General features: G+C 44.1%; 24 protein-coding genes. 18 read left to right on the top strand and 6 right to left on the bottom strand.

Translation table 11 applies throughout. From position 1 onward, the window contains the following. Positions 1 to 203: 203 nt before the first annotated feature. From JWG44_RS19625 to JWG44_RS19615, 3 genes are all read left to right on the top strand, one after another. Positions 204 to 1,841, top strand: a complete 1,638-nt coding sequence (locus tag JWG44_RS19625) for an HsdM family class I SAM-dependent methyltransferase (RefSeq protein ID WP_205276757.1) — start codon at positions 204 to 206, stop codon at positions 1,839 to 1,841. A gap of 117 nt (positions 1,842 to 1,958) precedes the next feature. Beyond that, positions 1,959 to 2,912, top strand: coding sequence for an alpha/beta fold hydrolase (locus JWG44_RS19620; RefSeq protein ID WP_205276756.1), 954 nt, complete (start codon positions 1,959 to 1,961; stop codon positions 2,910 to 2,912). 195 nt (positions 2,913 to 3,107) lie between these two features. Next, positions 3,108 to 3,764, top strand: coding sequence for a DUF2461 domain-containing protein (locus JWG44_RS19615; RefSeq protein ID WP_205277070.1), 657 nt, complete (start codon positions 3,108 to 3,110; stop codon positions 3,762 to 3,764). 17 nt (positions 3,765 to 3,781) lie between these two features. Here the strand turns inward: JWG44_RS19615 and JWG44_RS19610 are convergent, their stop codons facing one another. The 6 genes from JWG44_RS19610 to JWG44_RS19585 all read right to left on the bottom strand — a co-directional run bounded on the left by JWG44_RS19610 (position 3,782) and on the right by JWG44_RS19585 (position 9,131). After that, complete coding sequence (locus JWG44_RS19610) at positions 3,782 to 4,774, bottom strand: hypothetical protein (protein WP_205276755.1); 993 nt, start codon at positions 4,772 to 4,774, stop codon at positions 3,782 to 3,784. Positions 4,775 to 5,051: 277 nt separating this feature from the next. Further along, positions 5,052 to 7,007, bottom strand: a complete 1,956-nt coding sequence (locus tag JWG44_RS19605; RefSeq protein ID WP_205276754.1) for a CASTOR/POLLUX-related putative ion channel — start codon at positions 7,005 to 7,007, stop codon at positions 5,052 to 5,054. A gap of 77 nt (positions 7,008 to 7,084) precedes the next feature. Beyond that, on the bottom strand, positions 7,085 to 7,510 hold the full coding sequence (locus JWG44_RS19600) for a DUF3995 domain-containing protein (RefSeq protein ID WP_205276753.1): 426 nt from the start codon (positions 7,508 to 7,510) through the stop codon (positions 7,085 to 7,087). Positions 7,511 to 7,526: 16 nt separating this feature from the next. After that, positions 7,527 to 7,985: a MarR family winged helix-turn-helix transcriptional regulator gene (locus JWG44_RS19595; protein WP_205276752.1), complete on the bottom strand. Its 459-nt coding sequence runs from the start codon at positions 7,983 to 7,985 to the stop codon at positions 7,527 to 7,529. 30 nt (positions 7,986 to 8,015) lie between these two features. Next, positions 8,016 to 8,480: a MaoC family dehydratase gene (locus JWG44_RS19590; protein WP_205276751.1), complete on the bottom strand. Its 465-nt coding sequence runs from the start codon at positions 8,478 to 8,480 to the stop codon at positions 8,016 to 8,018. A gap of 12 nt (positions 8,481 to 8,492) precedes the next feature. Beyond that, a complete protein-coding gene (locus JWG44_RS19585) occupies positions 8,493 to 9,131 on the bottom strand; it encodes a hypothetical protein (protein ID WP_232371756.1) in 639 nt (212 codons plus the stop codon). Between the two features lie 624 nt (positions 9,132 to 9,755). Here JWG44_RS19585 and JWG44_RS19580 point away from each other — a divergent pair. The 15 genes from JWG44_RS19580 (at position 9,756) to JWG44_RS19510 (ending at position 24,366) form a co-directional block, all read left to right on the top strand. After that, positions 9,756 to 10,133 (top strand): NADH-quinone oxidoreductase subunit A, encoded by a 378-nt coding sequence (locus tag JWG44_RS19580; RefSeq protein ID WP_118970152.1) that lies wholly within the window; start codon positions 9,756 to 9,758, stop codon positions 10,131 to 10,133. Continuing rightward, the gene (locus JWG44_RS19575) at positions 10,124 to 10,684 is read left to right on the top strand and encodes an NADH-quinone oxidoreductase subunit B (RefSeq protein ID WP_205276750.1); all 561 of its coding nucleotides are present in this window, start codon (positions 10,124 to 10,126) and stop codon (positions 10,682 to 10,684) included. Before JWG44_RS19580 ends, JWG44_RS19575 begins: the two co-directional genes overlap by 10 nt. Further along, positions 10,681 to 11,214: an NADH-quinone oxidoreductase subunit C gene (locus tag JWG44_RS19570; RefSeq protein ID WP_205276749.1), complete on the top strand. Its 534-nt coding sequence runs from the start codon at positions 10,681 to 10,683 to the stop codon at positions 11,212 to 11,214. Before JWG44_RS19575 ends, JWG44_RS19570 begins: the two co-directional genes overlap by 4 nt. A 1-nt stretch (position 11,215) precedes the next feature. Next, complete coding sequence (locus JWG44_RS19565; RefSeq protein WP_205276748.1) at positions 11,216 to 12,433, top strand: NADH-quinone oxidoreductase subunit D; 1,218 nt, start codon at positions 11,216 to 11,218, stop codon at positions 12,431 to 12,433. Beyond that, the gene (gene nuoE, locus JWG44_RS19560; RefSeq protein ID WP_205276747.1) at positions 12,433 to 12,912 is read left to right on the top strand and encodes an NADH-quinone oxidoreductase subunit NuoE; all 480 of its coding nucleotides are present in this window, start codon (positions 12,433 to 12,435) and stop codon (positions 12,910 to 12,912) included. Before JWG44_RS19565 ends, nuoE begins: the two co-directional genes overlap by 1 nt. A gap of 14 nt (positions 12,913 to 12,926) precedes the next feature. After that, positions 12,927 to 14,234: an NADH-quinone oxidoreductase subunit NuoF gene (nuoF, locus tag JWG44_RS19555; protein WP_205276746.1), complete on the top strand. Its 1,308-nt coding sequence runs from the start codon at positions 12,927 to 12,929 to the stop codon at positions 14,232 to 14,234. Beyond that, positions 14,231 to 15,271, top strand: coding sequence for an NADH-quinone oxidoreductase subunit NuoH (nuoH, locus tag JWG44_RS19550; protein WP_205276745.1), 1,041 nt, complete (start codon positions 14,231 to 14,233; stop codon positions 15,269 to 15,271). The genes nuoF and nuoH overlap by 4 nt, the downstream gene beginning before the upstream one ends. Positions 15,272 to 15,283: 12 nt before the next feature. After that, a complete protein-coding gene (locus JWG44_RS19545; RefSeq protein ID WP_205276744.1) occupies positions 15,284 to 15,910 on the top strand; it encodes an NADH-quinone oxidoreductase subunit J family protein in 627 nt (208 codons plus the stop codon). Continuing rightward, on the top strand, positions 15,907 to 16,227 hold the full coding sequence (nuoK, locus tag JWG44_RS19540) for an NADH-quinone oxidoreductase subunit NuoK (protein ID WP_069608100.1): 321 nt from the start codon (positions 15,907 to 15,909) through the stop codon (positions 16,225 to 16,227). Before JWG44_RS19545 ends, nuoK begins: the two co-directional genes overlap by 4 nt. 5 nt (positions 16,228 to 16,232) lie before the next feature. Then, positions 16,233 to 18,173: an NADH-quinone oxidoreductase subunit L gene (nuoL, locus tag JWG44_RS19535; protein WP_205276743.1), complete on the top strand. Its 1,941-nt coding sequence runs from the start codon at positions 16,233 to 16,235 to the stop codon at positions 18,171 to 18,173. A 1-nt stretch (position 18,174) separates the two neighbouring features. After that, on the top strand, positions 18,175 to 19,857 hold the full coding sequence (locus JWG44_RS19530) for an NADH-quinone oxidoreductase subunit M (protein ID WP_205276742.1): 1,683 nt from the start codon (positions 18,175 to 18,177) through the stop codon (positions 19,855 to 19,857). Beyond that, positions 19,854 to 21,329 (top strand): NADH-quinone oxidoreductase subunit N, encoded by a 1,476-nt coding sequence (locus JWG44_RS19525; RefSeq protein WP_205276741.1) that lies wholly within the window; start codon positions 19,854 to 19,856, stop codon positions 21,327 to 21,329. Before JWG44_RS19530 ends, JWG44_RS19525 begins: the two co-directional genes overlap by 4 nt. A 327-nt stretch (positions 21,330 to 21,656) precedes the next feature. Next, a complete protein-coding gene (locus JWG44_RS19520) occupies positions 21,657 to 22,541 on the top strand; it encodes a tetratricopeptide repeat protein (RefSeq protein ID WP_205276740.1) in 885 nt (294 codons plus the stop codon). A 144-nt stretch (positions 22,542 to 22,685) separates the two neighbouring features. After that, positions 22,686 to 23,606 carry a septum formation inhibitor Maf gene (locus JWG44_RS19515; RefSeq protein WP_205276739.1) on the top strand — a complete coding sequence of 307 codons (921 nt, stop codon included), beginning with the start codon at positions 22,686 to 22,688 and terminating at the stop codon, positions 23,604 to 23,606. Between the two features lie 286 nt (positions 23,607 to 23,892). Continuing rightward, on the top strand, positions 23,893 to 24,366 hold the full coding sequence (locus JWG44_RS19510) for a hypothetical protein (protein WP_205276738.1): 474 nt from the start codon (positions 23,893 to 23,895) through the stop codon (positions 24,364 to 24,366). Positions 24,367 to 24,376 lie beyond the last annotated feature (10 nt).

Here is a 24,376-nt window from a genome sequence, read left to right as displayed (position 1 = left end):
GAATAATTCCCGATTTATAGTATGACTTATAGTATACTCATTTTCACCTAATGGCCGTAATACTATGCAATTAAATTACTGGTTGTTAGCATCTTAGGATCTGAAATTTTTGTCTATAACAGACGTTAGCTTTCAAAACGACGTTTGTATGTAAAAAATTGCATTCGTTCGATCGGCGAAAGATTTGGAATTGCACGGTATAAATGTCTCAAGAGGCAAATCGAAAAATAAAAAATAAATTTCTAGGACAGTTTTTTACTCCCGAAAAAGTAGCGGATTTCCTGGTTGATTGGGTTCTCGGCGCGGAAAAAATTTCCTCTCCAGAAAATTCAAAACGTATACTGGACCCCGCGATCGGAAACGGAGTCTTTTTTTCCAGTCTTCTTGATAAACGACCTGATCTCAAAGCTGAATGGTTCGGTTTTGATCTCGATCCTCAATGTTTAGAATCCAGTAAGTCTTCCTTAGAAGACAAAGTCACTCGTTACGGCTCCCTTCATTTTTTCGATCAGGATTTTCTATTACAAACTCCCGAGCATAAATTCGACGTGATCCTTTGTAATCCGCCTTACAAGAAGATAAACGATAGAATTTATTCCAAAGAATTGAATAAACGATTTGCCGGAGACTTGGAAACCAAACTTCCGGGAACGGCGAATCTCTATGTCTTTTTTCTATTAAAATGTTTGAATATGATTAGCGTCGGCGGAAGGGCCGCGTTTTTAGTTCCTCAGGACTTTTTTAACTCCGGTTACGGAGTGTTCATCAAGACCGCACTCAGAAAATCGGGTCATCTTCATTCTCTTTTTCTTTTATCTCCTCAAGACAGTCTTTTTGACGAGGCCGTTACGAGTTCTTGTATTCTTCTTTTGGAAAATTCAGGGAAGGAAAAAAAATCCGGATTCAAATGGGCCAGGTTGAAACCCGGTTTTTTTACCGGTAAGTCCAAACTTGTTTCCGGAGCCGTTGAATCGATCGAAACCGAGTGGATCCCGTTTCCGGATCCGGAGGCAAAGTGGAGTCCGATCTTTCACCGTATGGAAAAGAAAACTTATCTTCTGGAAAGAAAAAACGATTCTCATGAAAACTCCTCCGATCTTCGAGTTCCCCTCTTGGAATTCGGAAAGTTTACGAGAGGGATCGCAACCGGGGACAACGATTTTTTCCTTTTTACAAAAACGATGGTGGAACAATCCGGAATTCCTGAGAAATTCTTCAGAACCTGTATTCCAAAATCACAATATGCGAGAAATAGAATATTCTTATATTCCGATTGGGAGGAGTTGAGTAGAAAGGGGGCCAAGGTCTGGCTTTTGGACGTAAGAAACGAATTTGATCCGAACGAATCGTCCGCCTTGAGGAAGTATCTGGAGAGCGGTCTTACCAAGGGAGTCGACCGTCGCTTTCTTCCTTCAAGAAGGAAAAATTGGTATAGTCAGGAGGCAAAGTCTTCCTGTTCGATTCTCGCATCCAGTTTTCATCGAAACGAAATTCGAATCGTAAGAAATTTTAGCAACGTAGTTCACTTAACCTGTTTTCACGGATTTACACCCGCTCCCGGTATGGAGGAATGGGTGGACGCAGTTTATGCCTATCTGATTTCTTCCGATTCTAAAAAAGATTTAGAAACAAGAAGAAGAGAATATGCAAGGGGTCTCTGGAAAGCGGAACCCGGAGATCTCAATTCACTTTCAGTTCCCGACTTTCGAAAATTCGACCAAACCTTACAAAACGAATTGAAAATTTTAGTTTCCGATCTCAAAACCGCGCGGCCATTCGCGGAAAAAGAAATAAAAATCATTCAAAGAATCGATTCTATTTTTAGCGCCGAGATGATTTAACCTCTTACTTTCTTCCAAATCGACCTTCCAAAACCTCTTTCGGGGTCAAAAAAATTCTTTACGAAATCGATCCGTTTCCTTTGGCTTTCACAGACGTAACTAACGTATGAGAATATTATGATACTGAATGTCTCTTTTTTACAATGTAGAATTTCGATTCTATTGATTACCTTTGTTTTGAGTTCCTGTAAATTTTTTGGAGTCGGTTCGATTCCTTTGGAAGAATTAAAAGCGAAGTATACAAATTCGGAATCCGAGTTTATGACGATTGAAAACGTAAACCTCCATTACCGCGATGAAGGGGAGGGACCGGTGATCGTTCTTTTGCACGGAGTCTGTTCTTCTTTGCATACCTGGGACGCTTGGGCCGCGATCTTAAAGAACCGATATCGTGTCGTTCGTTTGGATCTTCCCGGTCACGGTTTGACGGAGATAGGAGAGGACGATTCGGTCTTAAAAACGGAAGGTATGATTCTTCTTTTGGAAACATTTAGGAAACGTCTAAAAGTCGAAAAATTTCATCTGGTAGGAAATTCTTTAGGAGGTTTTATATCCTGGAGATACGCTCTTGAATATCCGAACCGAGTGGAAAAACTAGTTCTTATAGATTCGGTAGGTTATCCGCAACCGTTGCCTGAGTTAGTCGCCATTGGAAGTCATCCTTTGATACAACCTTTGATGAAAGTTTCCACTCCGCGTTTTGTGGTGAGTAGAGGCGTCAGTCAGGCATACGGGGATCCGAGTCGACTTAAAGACGAGGTGGAAGAACGATACGTGGATCTTTCTATGAAAAAAGGGAATCGATCCGCGATCGTCAAAATTTTCAAAGAACAAAGGGAAGGTTTTCAGAACGAGGAAATGGGAAAACGGATTTCTGAAATTCGAACTCCTACTTTGGTGATGTGGGGAACCGAAGACCATTGGCTGAGTTTTGAATATTTTCCAAATTGGAAACGGGATCTCCCAAACGCGCAGTTCGTCGTTTATGAAGGTGCGGGTCACATTCCTATGGAGGAAATACCGGAACAGTCGGCGAAAGATTTGGATTTGTTTCTTTCAAAGAAGAAATAAGGATTTTTCTTTTTTCCGGAAACAGTAAGAGGTTTTCATCGGAACTTCTTACTTTCGTTTTATGGAGCGGATCTAATCCTTGTGATAGATACAATCTTATTATCGGGCCGGAAACGAAAAACCGACGAGGAAGTAAGAATGAATTTTGACTTGATCGATCCGGATTCGAATCGAACCTTATCGGCAAGGTCTTTTATGTTACAACCATCCACTCTCGATTTCCTAAAAAAAATAGCGAAGAATAACAACAAACCTTGGCTGGAAAAAAATAAACTTCTTTTTACCGAAGCTAAAAACGATTTTGAAAACTTAATCTCGGAACTTGTGATCGGTCTTGCAAAGGTCAATCCGAATCTCGCGGGAGTGGATCCCAAAAAATGTATCTTTCGAATCTATCGGGACGTTCGATTTTCCAAAAATAAGGAACCTTATAAAATCAATTTCGGCGCAAGTATCGGCGCCGGTGGCAAGGATTTAGGAAGACCTCTTTTTTATATTCATATCCAACCGGGGGATCAGTCCTTTATCGCCGGAGGATTGTATATGCCCGATCCGAAGATATTGAGAAAAGTTCGCGAGACTATTTTAGAAAATTCGAATATATTTAAAAAGATCGTCCAGGATAAAAAAATCGAAAAGGAATTCGGCGGTCTTTCGGATATGAAACTGAATACGGCGCCGAGAGGTTTTTCCAAAGGACATCCCGATCTGGAATGGATTCAATATACGAGTTACATCGTAGAAAAACAGCAAAAAGACTCCGATATTCTTTCCAAAAATTTCATCAAGAACACGATCGATTCTTATAAGATTCTTCAGCCTTTTTTGAATTATTTCGATAAGGTAATATAAGATCTTTCCATAAAGGTTTACTGACCGGTTCCGTAGATCTTATTCCAATCGCCTTTTGTCTGTTCCAAGGTGCAATCCGATTTTAAGAGTAGGATACGACCGACTTCATACGTGAGCCTTTGAGAACCGCAACTAACGTTTGAAACGTTGTATTTTTCGATCGCTATAAAGTGCCCCGTCGTTCGAATCGCGTTTAGACAACGATTGAGAGAATGTCGCGTATACGATTTGGATTCTTCGATTCCTAAAGCCGCCGTAAAATAATCGGGCGAACCCAAGGATGCAAGAAAGTCTTGGCCCGAACTCAATCCCGAATATACGCTCGGAGTTTCGTTCGGCAAGCCGACTGAAATTTGATAATCCTGACCCGCGAGTCCTTGGCAATCTACATAGACCGACTCGATCGGACTTGGTCCGACCGTATGGAATTCGGAGGCGCCCAGTGGTAGGATCGAATTGGGTCCGGTCGGAAAGGCTGAAAGGTTTCCGCTTTCGTCCACACCGAAACTGATTCTACAAAGGGCGGAACCTGATACGAGTTTGAATTGTGCGGTCCCTATAAATAAGCTGAAAAATCGAAAGACGTCCACGTCTGTGTTTCCGGAAATACTTCCTGAAATTTGAAAGGATGGATTAGAATTGGAAAGTGGACTGAGTGTTTGCGCCGAAGCGAATTGATCGTTCAATTCCAATTCGGTAATCGCCGATTCTATCGAAGCGCTGCCGCAAGACGAAGAGGAATTTGTTCGAGGTCTTCCCAACAATTCATAGATGGAAATATTAAGGATTTCTTTTTGAATCTCCTGAATCGCCTCTTTCCCCCGAACCTGATCCGTTCCCATGTTCTCGCAGGAGAATAAAAAATAACCGGATAGAAGGATAAACTGGATTTTATATAAGAATCTGTTCCAAAACTGGGGCAGGTTCTTATAGCTCGATCTTTCCGAAAAAGTAAGATCAGGTTTTGGGACGCGCTGTAAGTTGTAGAGTGAAGGTATGAGAGGAATCATCATTCATTTCGCTTTAATAAATTGTATTCGTAACACACAAACCAACAGACAAAAGAAAGATATTTTTCAGCTTGGAATCGATTTTTTAGTTTTTGTAGAAAAGAATTCGGAACTCGCGTTTAGGTTTTGAATCCATTTTTTGTTTTTATCCTTTCCGGAGACTCATCGCCTAACATAAATGTTGAAGAATGGATTGCAATCAGCAAGATCCAATCAGGATTACGATCTTGTTTTTTTAGAAGCAAACGGAGTCTTTCGACTCCGAGGTGAAAAGAGCTTACGTCTGGTCTTCCGCCAACACGATCAAGGAATCTTCCGGTCGGATGGAGAATTGAGTGTTCTTTGGAGGAATGAGGTGTACTCCGTATCCTTTTTCCTCGTCTTTCTCTTCGGATGCGATTCTGATTCCGAAACAAGTTTCTCCCCGTTTGAGCGCCGCGCTCGCACAATCCGCAAAAGAAAGAACCTGGGAAGCGTTTTCGAAATACAAAGAAACGGGTTTGAGGTAGATTTCGCTTCCTTCGGGGCTGAAAAGATTCTCATAAACGCGCATAACGTCGGGCTCTTGAGAAACTTGAGCCATCATCTTCGAAACGAATTGATTGGAAATCAGGAAATCCTTGACTCCGGTTTCTAAAACAATCTCCGTGTTTTCCGAATTCATGATCTCCGTGATCAACTGAGTCGTCGGCTGGTTTCCGGTTTTAAACGAATATCGTTTGAAATACTGACGGAAGCGTAAAAGCAAGGAAATCGTTTGAGCGTCCACTTCCTCTATGTTTTCTTTTTCTTCGGCTAAGAATATTACGGAATCGTAAGATTCCGGAGCGAGTCTTTTCATCACGGATTCCTGGGAAAGATCAGCTTGAAAGGAGCGTAACGTGATTTTTGGATATTTTTTCTTTAGTCGAACGACGGAACTTTTAAAGTCGTCGTCGATCTGTTTTACCAAAAGATCGATCGTAGAGCCGGGCGCCACGAACTTTGCGTATTCTTCCACTATGAGCGGACTTTTCGAATTCCATCCCACGATCAATTGTTTGTCGATCGGGTTGGAACGTTTCTTCTTCGGGATCTGAAAGTCTCTCGGATTTGCTACCGCGTTCTCGGAGTAACGGATTTTAGAATCGTCTTCCGCTAAAAGTACGGCGTCTTCCTCGTCTCCGGGTATATAACTCGCGGGAGGATTTAGGATGATGTCCCCGTCCTCTTTTCTAAATCCCAAAGGAACGGATTCGTTAAACCGAAATGAAATTTCTTGAAACGGAAGGCCGTTCCAACCGTTTTTAGGTTTGTAAAAATAGATCTCGTCCCCTTCGAAACCGACTAAGTTGGAATAGACGACGGCGAGTCCGGAAGTTCTGGACGTTTGTACCAGAAGTTTGGCCAGAATGTTTCTTTCATCCATCACTTGAATCGAAGCCGAGAGTTCCTGCGCGATCCGGCGATTTTCTTCTCCGTAAAGTTCGGCGACTATGGGAGGAAGTTCGTTGCCTTGTCCGAGGGCGACCAATGCCATCAACGATTTTAATACTTTTGCGTCTCCGATGGATCTTCCTTCTTTGGATTCTTCGTCGCTGGAAGCGTTTAGAACTAAAACGGACTTCGCTTCTTTTGCGTTCACTTTTCTCAGAGAATGTAAACTCGACGGGGTTCCCGAACGTGTGATCACTTTTGTCGTTTTGCGATCGGTGAGATTTTCAGCGAGAAAATCGTCCATTGTTTCCTTGTCTTCTTCCGCAAGGATGACTACAACCGCTCTGGACTCGGATGAATTCGCTTCAATGAGTTCCTTGATGATTTCAACGACTCGGACTCCGAACCCAAGGATGATCGTATGATCGGATTCTAATACGTCGCTCTTTCCCTTTCTTAGATCCTGAATCTTCTGATCAAATTGATTTGTGATAAACGCCACTAAACTCGAAAAGAGAACAAGACCTAAAAATACGGTAAGAATTCCGGAGAATTTATTGAACCAGTTGGATTCGCCGTCTTCCGCTACGGCGCCCGCGTCGGAGATCTGTAAGAATACCCTCCAAAGAAATTCTCCCTTTCCTTGGATCGATTCGTCCGGAAAAATCCATCCGCCTAACACGCGTACGATTGACAGCGTTATAAATGCGATTAAGAATAAGGTGATCAGCGCGGCAAAAACCGCACCCCCGCCTTTGGACATAAAATTGTCGAAATGATAACGAAGTTTATCGGATAATTTATGTTTTGATTTCATGCCGGTGAATGGAAATTCATGCCGCCATTTTATCAAATGGAAAATAATTTCTTTTCGGAAAAATCCGAAATTCTTTCTTAGATCGCCGAAAAAAAGAGAAGGGCGGAAAGGAGAAGGCAGAGGGGCGAATAATATTTTGTGTCGTTTTTAGCAAACTCGGTTCCCCTAACGCTCTTAAAAAAGCCTACCAATCGAAATTCTCCGATCGCACGCAGAAGAAATACGGCGGAAAGAAAGAAGGTTCCGTAGTAAAAAAGGTGTTTTGGGATTCCGATCGGATTCTCCAACGTCAGTCCGATCGGCAACAAAGCCGCGCCTAAGAGCAGGATCGCAACGATCAAGGTAGCAGGTTTTCCCGGAAGAAACGCAGGTTTTCCGTTTACTTCCGGAATGACTTTGTTTCCGCCGGTTTGACCTCCCACCAACCAGTAAAAATGAATCCCGGATAGGAACAAAAGGATCAGACCCGCGATCCAGGATAGAATTGGTTGGAAGGAAGCCATTTGTATTTCCCGTTTTCTATTGTAGAAAAAATCCCGCGTTTATGGACTCGGGATTTTGATTTTGATAGAGTTTTACAAGAAGTCGAGCCAATTCCTTTTTTTCGTCTTCCGTAAACCCTTTGTAAAGATTGTTAACAAGGGAACGGGATATACCGAGCAAAACCGGACGAACCGAATATGCTTTCGCCGTCAGTTCGAGATGTACAATCCTCTGATCGTCGGCGTCTCTCGTTCTTTCCACAAATCCCAAGGTTTCCAATTTGTCGACAAGGGCGGTTAACGTGGATTTGTCCCGATTGATCATCTTGGCTATCTCCTGCATCTGCGCTCGTTTTTTCTTTACGAGGGCGAATAAGATATCCGCGTGGGTCGTTGTTAGCGCGCCTAAACCTTTTTCTTTCAGCTCAAGGTTCAGGTGTCTGTGAAATTCGTCTCGAATTCTCGAGACCATATAGATGATCAGTCTAGGACTCATATTTTACCTAATTTTAGAAATTTTTTTCCATCAGGCAAATTGATATAGATAGATTACCTCTCCGACCGCGGCCGCTTTTGTGGATCCTTCGGTTTCGAAAGTCATCTTCAGAGTCATTCTCGCAGTACCTCTAAGGTCTTTTAGCTCGATCAACTCCGCTCTGATTCTCAACTTGCTTCCTACTTTTACGGGCTCTAAAAACCGAAGTTTTTCCATTCCGTAATTGATCCCCATCTTAATATTCTTTAATTCTAATATTTGAGACAAGAGGTAGGGTGCCATGGAAAGAGTAAGATATCCGTGTGCAATCGTCCCGCCGAACGGAGATTCCTTCGCCGCTCTTTCGGGATCCGTATGTATCCACTGATGATCCAGAGTCGCATCTGCAAACCGATTGACTTGTTCCTGGGTGATCGTGTGGTATTCGGAAGTCCCGATTTCTTTTCCGGTGTAGGCTTCTAATTCTGCAAAACTGGATAATACTACTTTAGCCATGTTGTTCTCCTTTTACTCCGTTTTTTGTTTTAATCTATTTGTCAGTTGTTCGAAAATTTCAGATTCCAAGTTGGAAAGGTCAAAGCCGTCTTGAAGACCCAATGCTTTTCCCGAATACATCGCCTTCCAGACAATCTCTCCGTTTTCGACGTCCATCGCTTTTACGGTAACTTCCAAAATCGCGTTTCCGGAAACGGTTCCATAATCCGTAAAGTCCGTAAAAACCGCGATGTCGCCTTTGAGAAGTTTTGCGATCTTGATTCCCTTTTCCTCGTTAAAGACAGGATCGTTTTCAAGCGTGGAACGAAACTGTCTTTCGGCGTTATATCTTTCCTGCACCTTACCGCCGTAATTTAAAATCGTAAGTTCTAACTTTTCAAAACTCCTGGATTCTACGAATTTTCTCTGATCTGCATTCTGATCTTTTAAGAGCCAACCCGAACGAATCTGAACCGGAAATACGATGTGTTTCGTTTTTTTTTCGAGAGTAAACCCCCGTCGAACAAACACCGTTCCGAAGATGGAATTTTTAGAACTAGCACAATCGGTAAAGAGAAGAAAGAATAGGATAAGGGCGAGAGGAAAACGACGTAAGGAAAGAAGAATGTTCTTTTTCCAGGAAAAGGGATCTGCGTTGTGTGCGGCGGACAATTCGTTTTCCTTTGTCGGGACCTTTCCTAGGAGAAGCCAGTGCTTTGATTTGTCTATCTGTTTTTTGTCAAACTAATTCGGGGTTCTTTTTGTGAAGAATGATTCCGAATGAGAAATTTTCCATTGCTCAACATGCGGTAAACGCGTCTTTTCAGGTTATAAATTCTCCATCCTTACATTGTCCTTTTTTAAGAATGTTCCCCTTTTTTCCGATGGAAAGATTAGAATCTGCTGAAATATTTCGTGGTTGTTTTTTTGATTCTCTGTTTCAATTGGAAATTGCAGAATTCCGACGCAAGCAGGAAACAACTTAAAGTAAGGCTTCGCTGTTCAATGGTCCTTTCGCTCTTTACGGATCGTTCTTTTTCCAACTTCGTCCGGCGTCGCTCGCAGAACTCAACGTCCTTTCTGTGGGCTTGCGTTTTTAGTTCGTTCGTCTCAGCTACGCCGAGAGCCAACGCTTTCGCTTCGCGGCTTTTGGCTATCTCGCTCTCTGTTTCGCAACTTCGTTGCGAACCACTCGCAACGCTCTGCTGCTCGCGGTTATCTCGCTTCCTATGGGGCGCGAGATATATCACGAAATTGATTGACAGGCTATATGCAAACCGGAGTCTAATAGGAGCTATGGATAGCGCTCCCGAGCACCTTGGCCCATTACTCATTCAATTCTTACTCGGAGTTGGTTTCTCTGCTCTGATTCTTACCCTTGCCATACTTATCGGCCCCAAAAAGAAGTCCAAACCGCAGGACACTTTCGAGTGCGGCGTACAATACTACGGGGATGCAAGAGGACTTTTTAACATTAAGTTTTATCTTGTCGCAGTTCTTTTTATTTTGTTCGATATTGAGGCCGTTTTTCTTTTTCCCTACGCAGTCAATCTGATCGGATTTAAGAACGCGGGAATCGGGTTTTTTCTCATCTTTGAGATGTTTGTGTTTGTCCTCACCTTGGTCGTAGGCTTATACTATATCTGGAAGAAAGGAGCGCTGGAATGGGATTGAGTGATCTTAACAAAGCTCCGGGCCAAGCCCTGGGCGACATGATTCAACTCGGCAACGTCGAGTCCGTGATTCAATGGGGAAGAAGTTATTCCCTTTGGCCTTATCCTTTCGCGACCGCTTGTTGCGGAATCGAATATATGAGCGCTTCCTGTTCCGACTACGACATCGCTCGTTTTGGAGCCGAACGTCCTTCGTTTTCTCCGCGTCAGGCGGACATGATCCTTGTCCTCGGAACGATCACCTACAAGATGGCTCCCGTGCTTCGTCAAATCTACGATCAGATGGCGGAACCGAAGTTTGTCATCAGCGTAGGAGCTTGCGCTTCCTCCGGCGGAATGTTCAACACCTACGGAGTTTTGCAAGGTGTGGACCGGATTCTTCCCGTAGACGTTTATGTTCCCGGTTGTCCTCCTCGTCCGGAAGCCATCTTGGACGCACTCGTACAATTACAGCAAAAACTGAAAACGCAGGGGCTGGAAGAAAGACGTCAGGAAGTGATGCATAAAATCCAGGAATTGAACGAAAGAAATAAACCCCTGGTCGTCCGATGAAAGAAGCAGTAGAAAGTTTCCTCAAAGAAAAATTTCCCCACTTTTTGGACAAACAAGAGTCAGTAGTCTCCAACCTTCCCGTTATTTTTTTAAAGGCGGAAGGTCTGGTTCCGGTTTTTACGGCTCTCAAAAATGATCCAACTCTATATTATAATTTTCTAAACGATCTCACCGCGGTGGATTGGCTCGGAAAAAAAGAACCTCGTTTTGAAGTCTGTTATCTTCTTCGCTCCGCGAACAAGGTCGCGAGTAGAATCCAGATCAAGGTTCGTGTGGAAGAAGGAGAATCGGTTCCGAGTATCGTCTCCGTTTTTAAGGGAGCAAATTGGCCGGAAAGGGAAGTATATGATCTTTTTGGAATTCCTTTTGCCAATCATCCGAGTCTGGATCGTATTCTGATGCCGGATAACTTTCAAGGCCATCCTCTTAGAAAGGACTATCCTCTGGAAGGATTCGGTCAGGATTATCTCATAGAAGATCTTCTGCAGATGCATATCTCCGAAGACATCACAAAGGAAGGAGGAAAGTAGAATGATGTACGAAAAAACGGCCGAACATTTCGGACAAAAATTTGCCAATCTTCCCGAAGGCCATCTCCTCGTAAACTTAGGCCCTTCTCATCCTGCAACCCACGGAATTCTTCAAAACGTAATTCAACTCGACGGGGAAAGAATCATAGAAGCGGAATCGGTCATCGGTTATGTGCATCGTTGTTTTGAAAAATTAGGAGAACGTTATACTTACAATCAGTTCCTGGTCTGCACGGATCGGATGAACTACGTTTCCACTCCGCTCAACAATATCGGCTGGATTCTCGCAGTGGAAAAAATGATGCAGATCGAGGTTCCCGATCGCGCGACGTATGTAAGAATGATCATCTCGGAACTTTCGAGAATCATGGATCATATCATCTGCTCCGGAATTTTAGGAGTGGACTTGGGGGCTTTCTCCGGGCTTCTTCACCTCTTTCATCATCGCGAGAATATCTATCAGGTCGTCGAAAAACTCACCGGCGCGCGACTTACCACCACGTTTTGTAGAATCGGCGGTTTGGAAAGGGACATCTATCCCGAATTCGTAAAAGAAGTAAAGATGGTCTGCAAAGGACTCAAACCCGCGATCGAAGAATTCAACAGCCTTCTTTTAAAGAACAAAATTTTTCTCGGACGCACCGACGGGATCGGAGGGATTTCCAAAGAAGACGCGATCGCCTACGGTTATTCCGGACCGAACCTGAGAGCAACCGGCGTGGACTGGGACGTTCGCAAGGACGAACCCTACATGCTCTACGACAAGGTGGACTTCGACATTCCGGTAGGAGAGGACGGTTCCGTTCTCCATAGAACTCTGGTTCGTATGGAAGAAATGCGTCAGTCGATTCGGATCATCGAACAACTGTTAGACGGAATCCCAGAAGGAACCTGGCACGCGGATCTTCCGCACGCCTATCTTCCGGAAAAAAACAAAGTCTACAACAACATGGAAGAATTGATCTATCACTTCAAGATCATCATGCACGGGGTCAAGGTCCCTCCGGGAGAATACTATATGGCGACCGAAGCCGCCAACGGAGAACTCGGTTATTATATAGTTTCGGAAGGCGAAAAATCTCCCTGGAGAGTTCACGTTAGACGTCCTTGTTTTTGGTATTATCAATCTTTTGCGGATCTTGTGCGCGGCGGTTTGCTCGCGGATTCCGTCGCGACTATGAGTTCTTTGAACGTGATTGCGGGGGAGTTGGACTGCTGATGAGTTATAAGTTCAGTGAAGAATCCGAAAAAAGATTCCAGAAGATGCTGGAAGTATTTCCGGAAAAACGTTCTCTCATTCTACCGTGTTTGTATATTCTTCAGAGAGAAAACGGTTTTGTCGATCAGGACGGGATGAACTATATCGCCGAGCGTCTCGGAGATCCGATCTCTCTCGCTCAGGTTTATGGAGTCGCGACATTTTATACCCTCTATAATAAGAAGCCGGTTGGAAAGTATCATATCCAGATCTGCGGAACCTCGAGTTGTTATCTGCAAGGAAATGATCCAATCGAAAAACATCTCTGCGATCGTTTGGGAATTCATCTCGGACAAACGACCCCGGACGGAAAGTTTACATTGGAAGAAGTGGAATGTCTCGGCGCCTGCGGTTACGCTCCGATGGTGCAAATCAACGACGATTTTTACGAACAACTGACGCCTGAAAAGGTGGATCAGATTCTTAAAAGTCTGAACTGACAAAGGAAATCCTTATGGCAGAAATGAAAATTCTCACGAAATACATCGATAATCCTCAGTCCGCAGAACTCGAGTTTTACGAATCGGTTCACGGATACGACGGTTTGAAAAAGGCCCTGAAGATGAAACCCGACGATATCATCGCCGAGGTGAAAAAATCAGGACTCCGAGGAAGAGGGGGCGCGGGTTTTCCGACCGGACTCAAGTGGTCCTTTATCCCGAAAGACATTCCAAAACCGAAATATATCATCTGCAACGCCGACGAAGGCGAACCGGGTACATTCAAAGATCGTAAACTGATCGAAAACCTTCCCCATCAGATCATCGAAGGGATGATCATCGGTGCGAGGGCGATCAGCTCCAACAAAGGATTCTTCTACATTCGGGGAGAATTTCAGAAGGGCGCCAAAACCATGCAGAAGGCGATCGACGAAGCCTATACAAAAGGTTATTTGGGTAAGAATATCTTAGATTCCGGATTCGACTTTGATCTTGTTCTCTACGAAGGAGCAGGCGCTTATATCTGTGGAGAAGAAACAGCACTTATCAATTCCCTGGAAGGAAGAAGAGGTCATCCAAGATTGAAACCTCCGTTTCCCGCCGTTTCCGGTTTGTATCGTTCTCCGACCGTGGTGAATAACGTGGAAACGTTTTCGGCGATTCCTCATATCCTGGATAAGGGCGCGGATTGGTATTCTAAGATCGGAACCGAAAAATCTCCGGGAACGAGACTTTTCAGCGTTTCGGGTCACGTAAAAAAACCGGGAGTTTACGAAATCGAATTAGGAACTCCTTTATTAGAACTTGTGAATGATCTCTGCGGGGGAATCGTAGACGATAAACCTCTGAAGGCGATCATTCCGGGCGGATCTTCCGTTCCGATTCTCACCGCCGAAGAATGCAAAACCGCGAACATGGATTTCGAATCCATGGCGGCTCACAAAACCATGCTCGGTTCGGGCGCGGTCATCGTACTCGCGGAAGGGACGGACATCGTAGAAACCACGTATCGTTTCGCGAGATTCTACGCTCACGAATCCTGCGGTCAGTGTACTCCTTGTCGCGAAGGCACACATTGGGTTCGAGACATTCTTTCCAAAATCCGAGACGGAGAAGGTACGACCCAGGATATCGATCTGATTCTTTCCTTATCGCGAAATATGGAAGGCGGAACTACGATCTGTCCTCTTTCGGACGCTTGTGTGGGCGCGGTTCGTCCGGCTCTTCAAAAATTTCGTTCCGAGTTCGACGCTAGGCTCAAGGACAAACCGGAACCGGTGACGGAACTCCGTAGACGGAAGGAGGACAAGGCTCTTTTATGAATTGGAATGAAATTCTATTTTGGCTTTTAAAGAGCGGTCTTTTCTTTTTTATCCTGATCACCGCTTGCGCTTACTACACTCTTGCGGAAAGACGAGTCGCGGGTTTTATTCAGGATCGAAAGGGGCCCAATCGTGCGGGAATTTTCGGACTTCTCCAGCCTCTCGCGGACGGAATCAAGTTTCTCACAAAAGAAGAAGTGTTTCCTCTAAACGTCAATCGTGTGATGTATCTCATCGCTCCCGGAATTTCCATGACCTGCGCCATCATGGCCTGGTCCGTAGTACCTTTGGGAGGTCAGATTCCTCTTCCTCCGTTTTTACAAAACGCGACCGGTTTGCAGTTTTTGGATCTTCAAGTCGCCAATCCGGATACGGGAATTCTCTTTTTGTTTGCGATCTCTTCCCTCGCGGTTTATGGAATCATCATCGCGGGTTGGGCGAGTAACAACAAATATTCGTTGTTAGGCGGGATTCGAGCGACGGCGCAGATGATCAGCTACGAACTTCCACTTTCTTTGAGCGTCGCTTCGATCGTGATCATCACGGGTTCATTGAAACTTACCGACATCAGCGCGTCTCAGGCCGGCCTTTGGAATATCTTCAAACTTCCCGGTTTTATCGCCTTTTTTCTTTTTGTTGTTGCGATGTTTGCAGAAACCAACCGTCTTCCTTTCGATTTGGCAGAAGCGGAATCCGAACTTGTAGTCGGTTTTCACACGGAATACGGCGCTTTTAAGTTTGCGTTGTTTTTCATCGCGGAATACATGAATATGATCACGATGAGTTGTGTAGTAACCTTGCTCTTTTTCGGCGGTTATCAGGTTCCGTTCGGAATTTTGGAAGGTAACGTTTTACAACCTCTTTTCGGTCTCTTTTTCTTTTTGGGTAAGGTTCTCTTTTTTACGTTTTTGTTTCTCTGGGTGAGATGGACGCTTCCCCGCTTTCGTTACGATCAACTCATGTCCCTCGGTTGGAAAAAACTGATTCCTTGGGCGATCCTGAACATCGTCATCGCAAGCATCTATATACAATTTTAAGAATATAAGAATATGCCACTAATAGACCAACCTCAACTGCTTCTATTCTTCCTGTTTGCAACGGTGATGATTCTCAGTTCTCTCGGCGTGATCTTTCATCCGAACGCGATTACCGCCGCCGTTCTGCTCGTTTTGAGTTTTTTTTCCTTGGCGGCCATTTACGCCGTGATGAACGCGATTTTTATCGCGACGATGCAACTCCTCGTCTACGCCGGGGCGATTATGGTTTTGGTAGTTTTCGTTTTGATGCTTCTTTCGCTAAGGGACGATAAACCTCAGTTTTTTATCTTTGAAAAACCCGTGAAAAAACTTTTGTATCTGACTCTTGTCGCGTTTTTGGGAGTTCTTTTGATCACCGCAGTCCACGACGGAATTCCGTCTAAAACTTCGGAAAGAATCGGCTATTTGTCCAACAGCAATGTTGAATATTCTTTCGATATTCCCAAAGGCGGAAACACTGCAAACGGAACGGGTTCCACTTCCTCGGGAAACACCGCCGTGGTCGGAACCGCGATGTTTCTGCGGTATCTGCTTCCTTTTGAATTGATTTCCATTCTTCTCCTCGCGGCAGTCTTAGGCGCGGTAGTGCTCGGCAAAAAGAATTTAGCCAACAAGGAATTGGAAGGGGATAAACTATGAACCTCTGGATCTCCGGAATTCCCGTAGAATACTTTTTAACTCTGGCGATGATCATCTTTACGATCGGAGTGGCGGGAGTGATGGTGAGAAGAAGCGCGGTCCTGATTTTTATGTCCGTGGAATTGATCTTAAATTCGGTGAATCTCGTTTTTGTAACGTTCTCTAAGGCGCTCCATCAGGTGGACGGAGAAGTTGTGGTATTTTTTGTGATGGCGATCGCCGCAGCGGAAGCCGCGATCGGACTTGCGATCGTAATCGCGATTCACAGGCTCAAAAAGACGAGCTACGTAGACGAAATGAATCTGATGAAATGGTAGTAAGAATGGAAATTTCCAACCTCATCCCTGCGTTAGTCGCGCTTCCTTTGATCGGTTTTTTGATTTCGGGACTATTCGGCAAATGGCTGAAAGGTTTTACCGGAGTATTGTCCACCTCCGTAGTCTTTTTATCTTTTGTTTTAGCTCTTGTCACTTTTTTTCTGTTTCATCCGATGGAACGTTCGGTTCCCGAGATTGTGACTTTATTCCCTTGGATAAAGGCCGGCGGATTGAACGTATCGCTCGCGTATCAAGTGGATCAACTTTCCTTGTATATGATTCTCATCATCACCGGAATCGGTTCTTTGATCCATCTTTACAGCATCGGTTATATGAAGGAAGATCCGGGTTTTACCCGTTACTTCGCTTACTTGAATCTTTTTATCTTCGCGATGTTAAATCTGGTACTTGCAGAAAATCTAATTCTTCTTTTTCTCGGATGGGAAGGAGTGGGGCTTTGTTCTTATCTCCTCATCGGTTTTGATTATCACAAGGATTCGGCAGCAAACGCGGGGATGAAAGCGTTTATCACAAACAGAATCGGCGATTTGGGAATGCTCCTCGGAATCGCTCTCGTTTTCTGGTACACGGGTTCGCTTTCTTTTACGGAAATTACCGAGGCGATTCCGGAAGTTCCTTCTTTTCGTTATATTCTTCCGATTGCGGCCGCTTGTTTTTTTATAGGAGCGATCGGGAAGTCGGCTCAGATCCCGTTGCACGTTTGGTTGCCGGATGCGATGGCAGGGCCGACCCCGGTATCGGCTTTGATTCACGCGGCGACGATGGTGACTGCGGGGATTTTTTTGATCGCAAGACTCAATCCGATCTTTCTTTCCGCCCCGCAGGTAGGTCACTGGATCGTGATCATCGGATCGGTGACCGCGTTTTTGGCGGCGACCGTCGGACTTTTTCAAAACGATATCAAAAAGGTTTTGGCGTATTCCACCGTATCACAGTTAGGTTATATGTTCGTAGCGATGGGCGCCGGAGCTTACGTCGCCGGGCTTTTCCACCTGATGACCCACGCTTTTTTTAAGGCGCTTTTGTTTTTGGGTTCGGGTTCCGTGATCCACGCGCTTCATCACGAACAGGATCTTCGGAATATGGGCGGTCTCAAAAAACAGATGAAGATCACTTGGATCACGTTTCTTGTAGGATCTTTGGCGATTTCGGGAATTCCTCCTTTTAGCGGATTTTTTTCCAAAGATCTTATATTAGAAAAGAGTTATGCGTATGGAACTCTCTTTTACGGACTCGGAATCATCACCGCGCTTTTGACCGCGTTCTATATGTTTCGAATGACGTATCTCGCGTTTTATGGAGAATCCCGCGTGTCTTCGCACAAAATTTCGCATCTCCATGAATCTCCGCTCGTGATGACGATTCCGCTCGTGATTCTGTCGATCGGAGCGGCGATCACCGGATTTTTGGAAGTCCCTCACTTTCTTTTCGGAGGGGTCGACGTTTTGACTAGATATTTCGCTCCGATTTTCCTAAGAGGAACCGAAATCTCGCAGATGATCGTCAAACAAAGCTTAGACGGTCACGAAACAAATTCTTCTCTCGAACTCATACTTGTCGCGGTTTCGGTAGCGGTAGCTGTTTCCGGGATATTTATCGCCAGAACGATTTTTCTCACCGGCAAAAACGTTCCTATCGAAGAAGAATCTCTTTCCGGTTTGAAACGGATTCTTTCCAAAAAATACTTCGTGGATGAGTTCTATCGCGACTTTATCGTGGATCCGATTCTGCTTCTCGGAAAATTTTTCGCGAACTACGTGGAAAGAAATTTCCTGGATTTGATGTTACGTGGAACGGGGAGGGTTGCGGTTGCGATCTCTCTGGTTCTGAGAAGAATTCAGACCGGAATCGTGGTCGACTACGCGATCTTGATCGTTTTCGGAACGGTAGTCATACTTTCCTTTTTTCTATTGAGGGGGCTGTAACTTGGATTTCCCGCCATACATACTGAGTATCTTTTTATTTTTACCTCTCGTCGGGGTTCCGTTTTTATTTTTTTCCAATAAGGTTTATTGGCTGAGATTTATATCCGGCCTTTTTACGTTAGTTCCCTTTTTGATCATTATCGGTTTGTATTTTAAATACGATCCGGACAACGCGTCGTTGCAATTTGTGGATCGAATCCGGGACATCGTCGTTTCTGGAAACTTAAGAGTCGACTATCACGTCGGAATGGACGGATTTAGTCTTTTGCTCTGCGGAATGTCGTCCTTGTTGTTTTTTCTTTCCACGCTCGCAACGTGGACGAGTATCACCAATCGAATTCGAGAGTTTTACATTTATCTTATGATCGTAGAGATGAGTGTGCACGGAGTTTTTCTTTCAGGCAATCTCGTTCAGTTTTATATTTTTTGGGAAGCGATGGTTTCTCCGATGGTGTTGATGGTGGGAATTTGGGGAGAGGATCAACGCGTAAAAGCTGCGATCAAGTATCTGATCTTTTCCTTTACCGGATCCGTCCTGATGCTTGCAGGAATTCTAATCTTATATTTCAAAACGGGAACGATCGTGATCGAAGATCTTTCCACGGGACTTTTACCTGAAATACCGAAAAACATCCGTTTGTTTATGTTTTTCGCGTTCGTGCTCGCATTCGCGATCAAGGTTCCCCTGTTTCCGGTTCACACATGGATGCCGGACGTTCACTCCCAAGCGCCTACGGTCGGTTCGGTGGACCTTTCGGGAATTTTATTGAAGATCGGACTCTATGGTTTTATTCGTTTAGCGATTCCGTTGTTTCCCGAAGAGATGTTGGAATATCGGGAACTTTTGGGAGGACTCGCGATTGCGGGAATTCTTTATGGAGCGATCATCGCGATGGCTCAGGAGAATTCAAAACGAGTCGTGGCGTTTTCTTCCCTTTCTCATATGAGTTTTTGTATGTTGGGAATCTTGAGTTTTACGGAAGAAGGAATGGCCGGCGGAATGCTTCAGATGATCAACCACGGATTTACCGCAGGATTACTTTTTTTTATGTTAGGAATGTTGCATGAAAGAATCGGAAACAACGATATCGCCAAAGCCGGTGGATTGTCCAAGCTGCTTCCCGTATTTTCGGTCTTCTTTGCGATCGGAATCTTTTCCTCTCTCGGAGTTCCCGGAACCAACAGTTTTATCGGAGAATTTCTGATCATCCTCGGAAGCATAAAGGCCAACGTCGTCTACGGTGCGTTAGCCGCAACGGGAGTCGTTTTTGCCGCCGGATATCTCCTCATTTTTGCAAAAAGGATGCTCTTTGGAGAGCCGACTAAAAATCTAACCGAACACCACGACCTCAATTTGAAGGAATGGGCGATCCTCGTTCCCACGATCCTCATGATTTTTTGGATCGGGATCTATCCAAAACCTTTTTTGAGAGTATTGGAGCCTTCCGTAAAAGTCGCCTTGAATTCCGCGTCGGCGAGAGTGATACAAGACCGGTCCTTGAAGGAAAAGGATATAGGCGACAAACCCTTTGAAAGAAAATATACCTCTTATAAATCGTTGGGAACCGAACCTGCGCGTTACGAAGAACGTCTGAAAGGATATCAAAGTAAGTTTGCGCTTCCGGAATCGATCCGAAAGGGTAAGGAAACTTCTCCGGAAGGAGACGAGGAGGCGGTTCGATGAATCTGATTCCAAATACCCTCGACCTGTTTTCCATTCTCCCGGCTTTGATTTTGGCCGCGGGGGGAGTTTTCCTCGTTTGTTTGTCCGTGTTGTTTAAGACAAAGGAATATCTGATCGTAAGATATTCTTCCGGATTCATTTTGCTCGTATCTCTTGCGGCGGTGTTTTACACCTCCTTTCGATTCCCTGGAAACGGAACCTATTTCGCGGGACAGATCGAAAATACGATCATTACATTCTGGTTAAATCTGATCTACTTATCCATGGCGATCGGAACCGTCGCAATCGTTCCAAGGATATTAAAAAATCATAATGTAGAATTTCCTGAATTCTATCCGTTGCTCCTCTTTGCAACCTGCGGAATGATGCTGATGACCGGCGGACAAGACTTTATACTCGTATTCGTAGCCTTGGAGCTGATGAGTATCTGTCTTTATATTCTGATAGGAATGGCAAGGAGCGATCTTTTTTCATTGGAAGCGACGCTCAAGTATTTTCTTTTGGGAAGTTTTTCGTCCGGGTTTATGCTGATGGGAATCGCGTTTCTTTTTGGAGGAAGCGGTTCCACGAATATAACTCTCGCTTTGAAACCTCTCATAGTAGCCGGATATCAGGGAAACTTCGCCAAGATCGGACTCGTATTGTTTTTAACTGGAGTTGCGTTTAAGATCGCTTTGTTTCCGTATCATGCTTGGACTCCCGACGCGTATGAGGGGGCTCTCACTCCTGTGACCGGTTATATGGCCACTGCGTCTAAGTCGGCTTCGATCGGACTTCTTTTGATTCTTTATACCAAACTTCCGATGCCTTTGGTTGATACCACATGGGCTTGGTTGCCGGGAATTCTCGCGTTATGCTCCATGATCTATGGAAATTTACTCGCATTAAAACAGGAAAATTTAAAACGAATGCTCGCGTATTCCTCGATCGCACACGCGGGTTACGTCGTCGCGGGAATTTCAGCCGGCGTTTTGGAAGAAGCCCTTTTTTATTTGATAGTATATTCTTTCGTGAGCTTGGGGGCTTTTGCCGTACTTGCTTATTTGGAAGAAGGAACGAGACAGGTCACATTCTTTTCGGTTCAATCCTTATCGGGAGTAAAACCGTTTACTGCGATCGCGATTAATATTTTCTTTATGTCTTTGGCGGGAGTTCCCCCGTTTGGAGGATTTTGGGCGAAACTCTTTTTGTTTCAGAAACTTGCGGAATCGGAAACTCTGATGAATCGAATTTTGCTCATCGGGGGTGTCACAAATTCGGCGTTGGCTCTCTATTACTATCTCCGAATCGGAATCGCAACCTTTATGAGCAGCGACGAAGGTGAGGTCACGAGAAATCATTCCGCGCCTTTTAGCGTCGGAGTAACCGCCGTCGTTGTGGTTTGTTTTTTTATGGTGGCCTTGGGTTGGTTCCTGCTTGTTCCGGGAAATCTGCTCGCGATCGGCGCTCTTCAGTATCTCAGTAGTTATTGATCGCTCGCCGTTTGTCGTTCCGTTCTCAAAGTGGTATCTTTGAGAACGGAAGGTCTTTATATTCAGAAATTCTAATTTTTTAAAAACGGTTTAATTGAGAACGTTTTCCAAAACTTGCCCGGCACCCATAGAAATGAAAAACTGAGTGAGTTTCAAAGAATGTAGGAACTCCCATAAAAATTTATCGACGATCCATCCTTTTGAAAGTTCATAAACCCCTTAAGGGACGTAAAACGTAGGAACTCCATCTTTTGATTGCGAGTTTAACTGAGTATTCTAAACGGTGAATATCGAGGTTTTGGGACAAGCTCCAATCTGTGAAACCCAATGAAATTTTTTATCATCTTTGTATTCGTCTTTTTGACGATTTCGGAAAAGACCTTGGACGCGACCCCCGATAGCGACTTTGTCTTTGTTGCGGGTTACAAAAACAATCCCGACTCTCTGAAATTATTTAAATTTGCAAAAACATTCAAAAGGGTCGGTGTTCGTTTAGTTCTCAGAGGAATCGATAAATCCGAACATCTATCGGTAAAAACCGTGATTTGGAACGCGCTTCGCGAGAATTCTTATTTTATCCTGAGCGATCTTTCGAAACAAAGAAAGATTAAAATTCCGCATAGAAAGGATCGACGGGGCTCCGAAAAGTTTTTTCGGGAGAATCTTTTGATGACATTGTTCGTGGAGCAATCGAAGAAAAGGAATGGAGAAAAAAGCTTATCCTTTCGGATGCATTGGTTGAATCGAAATACGAAAGAGAGAATCGTTTTTCAAACCGAAAAAATGTTTGTAAATGGAGGTTATGAGAATATTCAAAAAATAGTATATACCTGGAAATCCGAAATTCTCCCTATACAGGACGTTTTTTTTATCTCGGAGCTTCGGTGTGTTTCCAATGACAAAAGTATGACTCGATTTTTGGAAATCGGGTGTAAACGTTTGCGCGAAAAGGAACAAGACCCGGAATCGGCCAAAGTCTATTGGGAAAGGGCTGTAAAAATTTCGGCCGCCGAATACGACCGGGAATCGATCCAAAACAACTTAGCTTACTATTATATATCGATCGGAGATTTTAAAAAAGCGGAAGAATGTTTTCTCAAGGCCGATTCATTGGACGTTTCCGAGAGTTATCGGGTACATCGATCTCAACTGGAAGATATCCGGGAATTCAGAAAAAAATACGATTACTATGAGGAAGAAAATTCTCGATGACGGTTTTCTTTACTTTCGAAGAAAGAGCATGTTCGGAAAGGAAGGATTGGATCCATAAGACCGGAATGTTCAAAGGAGGTGCAATTCCTCCGAGGATCGTCGAAAGTTCTTGAAGCTGATTTTTGTTTATAGTAAGATCAATCTATGAAAAACGAACGGCGGTTCTTATTCATTCTTCTTGGATTTTTATTTTTTTGTAAGCAGGCTTCGTCTCCGAATTTGTTCACGGAATCCGATCCAAAGGAAAGATTCCGCAACTACTGGGAAGCCGGGAAAGCGGAGATCGATAGTTACGAATTGAGCCAGGTTCGTTACGGTGAAAATCATACCGGCAAAGCGATTCTCGTTTTTGTTACCGAGGACTTTTCGAAATCGAAACAGGTAAAACTCGATCAACCGGAAAAAAACGAAGAAGACCGAGTCAAAATACTAAAACTCAATTTTGTGAAGAATTTCGTGACTGGAATCTACGCCTATTCCATGACGCTTTCCGTATTTACTCCGTTAGACGGAGAATCCTATCCCCGAAGTTTTAAAGAAACGATGTCCTCCCAAGAATGGTGCGGAAACGTTTTTACTCAGATCAATTTTGAAAAGGATCGTTACCGAGTGGAATCTTATTCTTATTTTGAACGGGAAGGGGACCGGAAATTCTTTATAAAAGAAGAATGGCTCGAAGACGAACTCTGGACTCGGATGAGGATCAATCCGGATCAAATTCCTCTCGGAGACTTAACTTTGATCCCGGGCCTTTTTCACTCAAGACTCAATCATAAAGAATTAAAACCCCTTCGTGCGGCGATCTCAAAACAAAAACAAGACGACTCAACCGTTTTTACGATTCGATATTCTGGAGAGGAGAGAACGTTAAAGATAAGAATCGAATCCGGTTTTCCTCATAAAATTTTGGCGTGGGAGGAAACCTTTCGAGATTTTAACGGCCATCTTATGACTACTTTTGCCACGCTGGAATCGAGTATTCTCAGCGACTATTGGAATCGAAATCGCAACGAATCCAGAAATTTACGAAAAGAACTCAAACTTCAGGACGCCTCGCTTTTCTAAAAAAGAATTCTTATTAAAAGCGCGGTTGGGTGAAAAACCGATTCACAGAATATATTCTAAAAATTTGAAATAGGTCGGAACGGTTATATTTTGATTTTCCCTTTTCGAGTTCGTTTTCATTGAGAAAGAATCCGAATCGTCTTCTCTGACAGGAAGGGCCATTTTTTGTATGAATCGATTCTAAACGGATTTTAAGAGGTTGTCAGTCTCGGGAGTTCCGAGGACTCTGTGATTTAGTCGGGTCTGAAAGTTTTACAAAGAACTTTTTCGAACCACGGGAGGGAATGTGAACATTGAAATCGGAAAGGGATTGAACGGACTTTATTTTGGAATGTCTATGGACGAAGTAAAGGCTAAGTTGGGAGAACCGGACGAGGTTTACAACTACGACTACGAAGGTTCACAGTCCACTGGATTCGAATATTTTTCCCAAGAAGCCGAATACGAATTCGACGCCGACGAAGAAAACAAACTCTACTCAATCACGATTTCCAATCCTTCGATTCTTCTTTATGGAAAACCGATCATAGGAGAATCCATCGAAACGATCCGTACTCTTCTCGAAAAAAACGGGATCGACGATCTGGAAGAAGACGACGAAGAGCACGACCATGAACAGGATGAAGACGAAGGAGAAGAAGGTGTTACCGCATTCTCCGATCAGTTGAACGCGATCTTTCAATTTGAAGAAAACGAATTGATCTTTTTCGGATTTAGTCCTCTTTTCAAAGACGATTCCATAGTCTGGCCGAAATACTAAAAAGCATAAA

Origin of the sequence: Leptospira ainazelensis (assembly GCF_016918785.1) — a bacterium.
Lineage (GTDB): Bacteria > Spirochaetota > Leptospiria > Leptospirales > Leptospiraceae > Leptospira > Leptospira ainazelensis.
The sequence above is the reverse complement of the archived record's forward strand: the minus strand, read 5'-3'. Positions and strand labels throughout refer to the sequence as shown.

Bases quoted from the DNA above. Each gene is read 5' to 3' on its own strand.
- JWG44_RS19625 (WP_205276757.1), top strand. From the start codon at position 204: ATGTCTCAAGAGGCAAATCGAAAAATAAAAAATAAATTTCTAGGACAG.
- JWG44_RS19620 (WP_205276756.1), top strand. From the start codon at position 1,959: ATGATACTGAATGTCTCTTTTTTACAATGTAGAATTTCGATTCTATTG.
- JWG44_RS19615 (WP_205277070.1), top strand. From the start codon at position 3,108: ATGTTACAACCATCCACTCTCGATTTCCTAAAAAAAATAGCGAAGAAT.
- JWG44_RS19610 (WP_205276755.1), bottom strand. From the start codon at position 4,774: ATGATTCCTCTCATACCTTCACTCTACAACTTACAGCGCGTCCCAAAA.
- JWG44_RS19605 (WP_205276754.1), bottom strand. From the start codon at position 7,007: ATGAAATCAAAACATAAATTATCCGATAAACTTCGTTATCATTTCGAC.
- JWG44_RS19600 (WP_205276753.1), bottom strand. From the start codon at position 7,510: ATGGCTTCCTTCCAACCAATTCTATCCTGGATCGCGGGTCTGATCCTT.
- JWG44_RS19595 (WP_205276752.1), bottom strand. From the start codon at position 7,985: ATGAGTCCTAGACTGATCATCTATATGGTCTCGAGAATTCGAGACGAA.
- JWG44_RS19590 (WP_205276751.1), bottom strand. From the start codon at position 8,480: ATGGCTAAAGTAGTATTATCCAGTTTTGCAGAATTAGAAGCCTACACC.
- JWG44_RS19580 (WP_118970152.1), top strand. From the start codon at position 9,756: ATGGATAGCGCTCCCGAGCACCTTGGCCCATTACTCATTCAATTCTTA.
- JWG44_RS19575 (WP_205276750.1), top strand. From the start codon at position 10,124: ATGGGATTGAGTGATCTTAACAAAGCTCCGGGCCAAGCCCTGGGCGAC.
- JWG44_RS19570 (WP_205276749.1), top strand. From the start codon at position 10,681: ATGAAAGAAGCAGTAGAAAGTTTCCTCAAAGAAAAATTTCCCCACTTT.
- JWG44_RS19565 (WP_205276748.1), top strand. From the start codon at position 11,216: ATGATGTACGAAAAAACGGCCGAACATTTCGGACAAAAATTTGCCAAT.
- nuoE (WP_205276747.1), top strand. From the start codon at position 12,433: ATGAGTTATAAGTTCAGTGAAGAATCCGAAAAAAGATTCCAGAAGATG.
- nuoF (WP_205276746.1), top strand. From the start codon at position 12,927: ATGGCAGAAATGAAAATTCTCACGAAATACATCGATAATCCTCAGTCC.
- nuoH (WP_205276745.1), top strand. From the start codon at position 14,231: ATGAATTGGAATGAAATTCTATTTTGGCTTTTAAAGAGCGGTCTTTTC.
- JWG44_RS19545 (WP_205276744.1), top strand. From the start codon at position 15,284: ATGCCACTAATAGACCAACCTCAACTGCTTCTATTCTTCCTGTTTGCA.
- nuoK (WP_069608100.1), top strand. From the start codon at position 15,907: ATGAACCTCTGGATCTCCGGAATTCCCGTAGAATACTTTTTAACTCTG.
- nuoL (WP_205276743.1), top strand. From the start codon at position 16,233: ATGGAAATTTCCAACCTCATCCCTGCGTTAGTCGCGCTTCCTTTGATC.
- JWG44_RS19525 (WP_205276741.1), top strand. From the start codon at position 19,854: ATGAATCTGATTCCAAATACCCTCGACCTGTTTTCCATTCTCCCGGCT.
- JWG44_RS19520 (WP_205276740.1), top strand. From the start codon at position 21,657: ATGAAATTTTTTATCATCTTTGTATTCGTCTTTTTGACGATTTCGGAA.
- JWG44_RS19515 (WP_205276739.1), top strand. From the start codon at position 22,686: ATGAAAAACGAACGGCGGTTCTTATTCATTCTTCTTGGATTTTTATTT.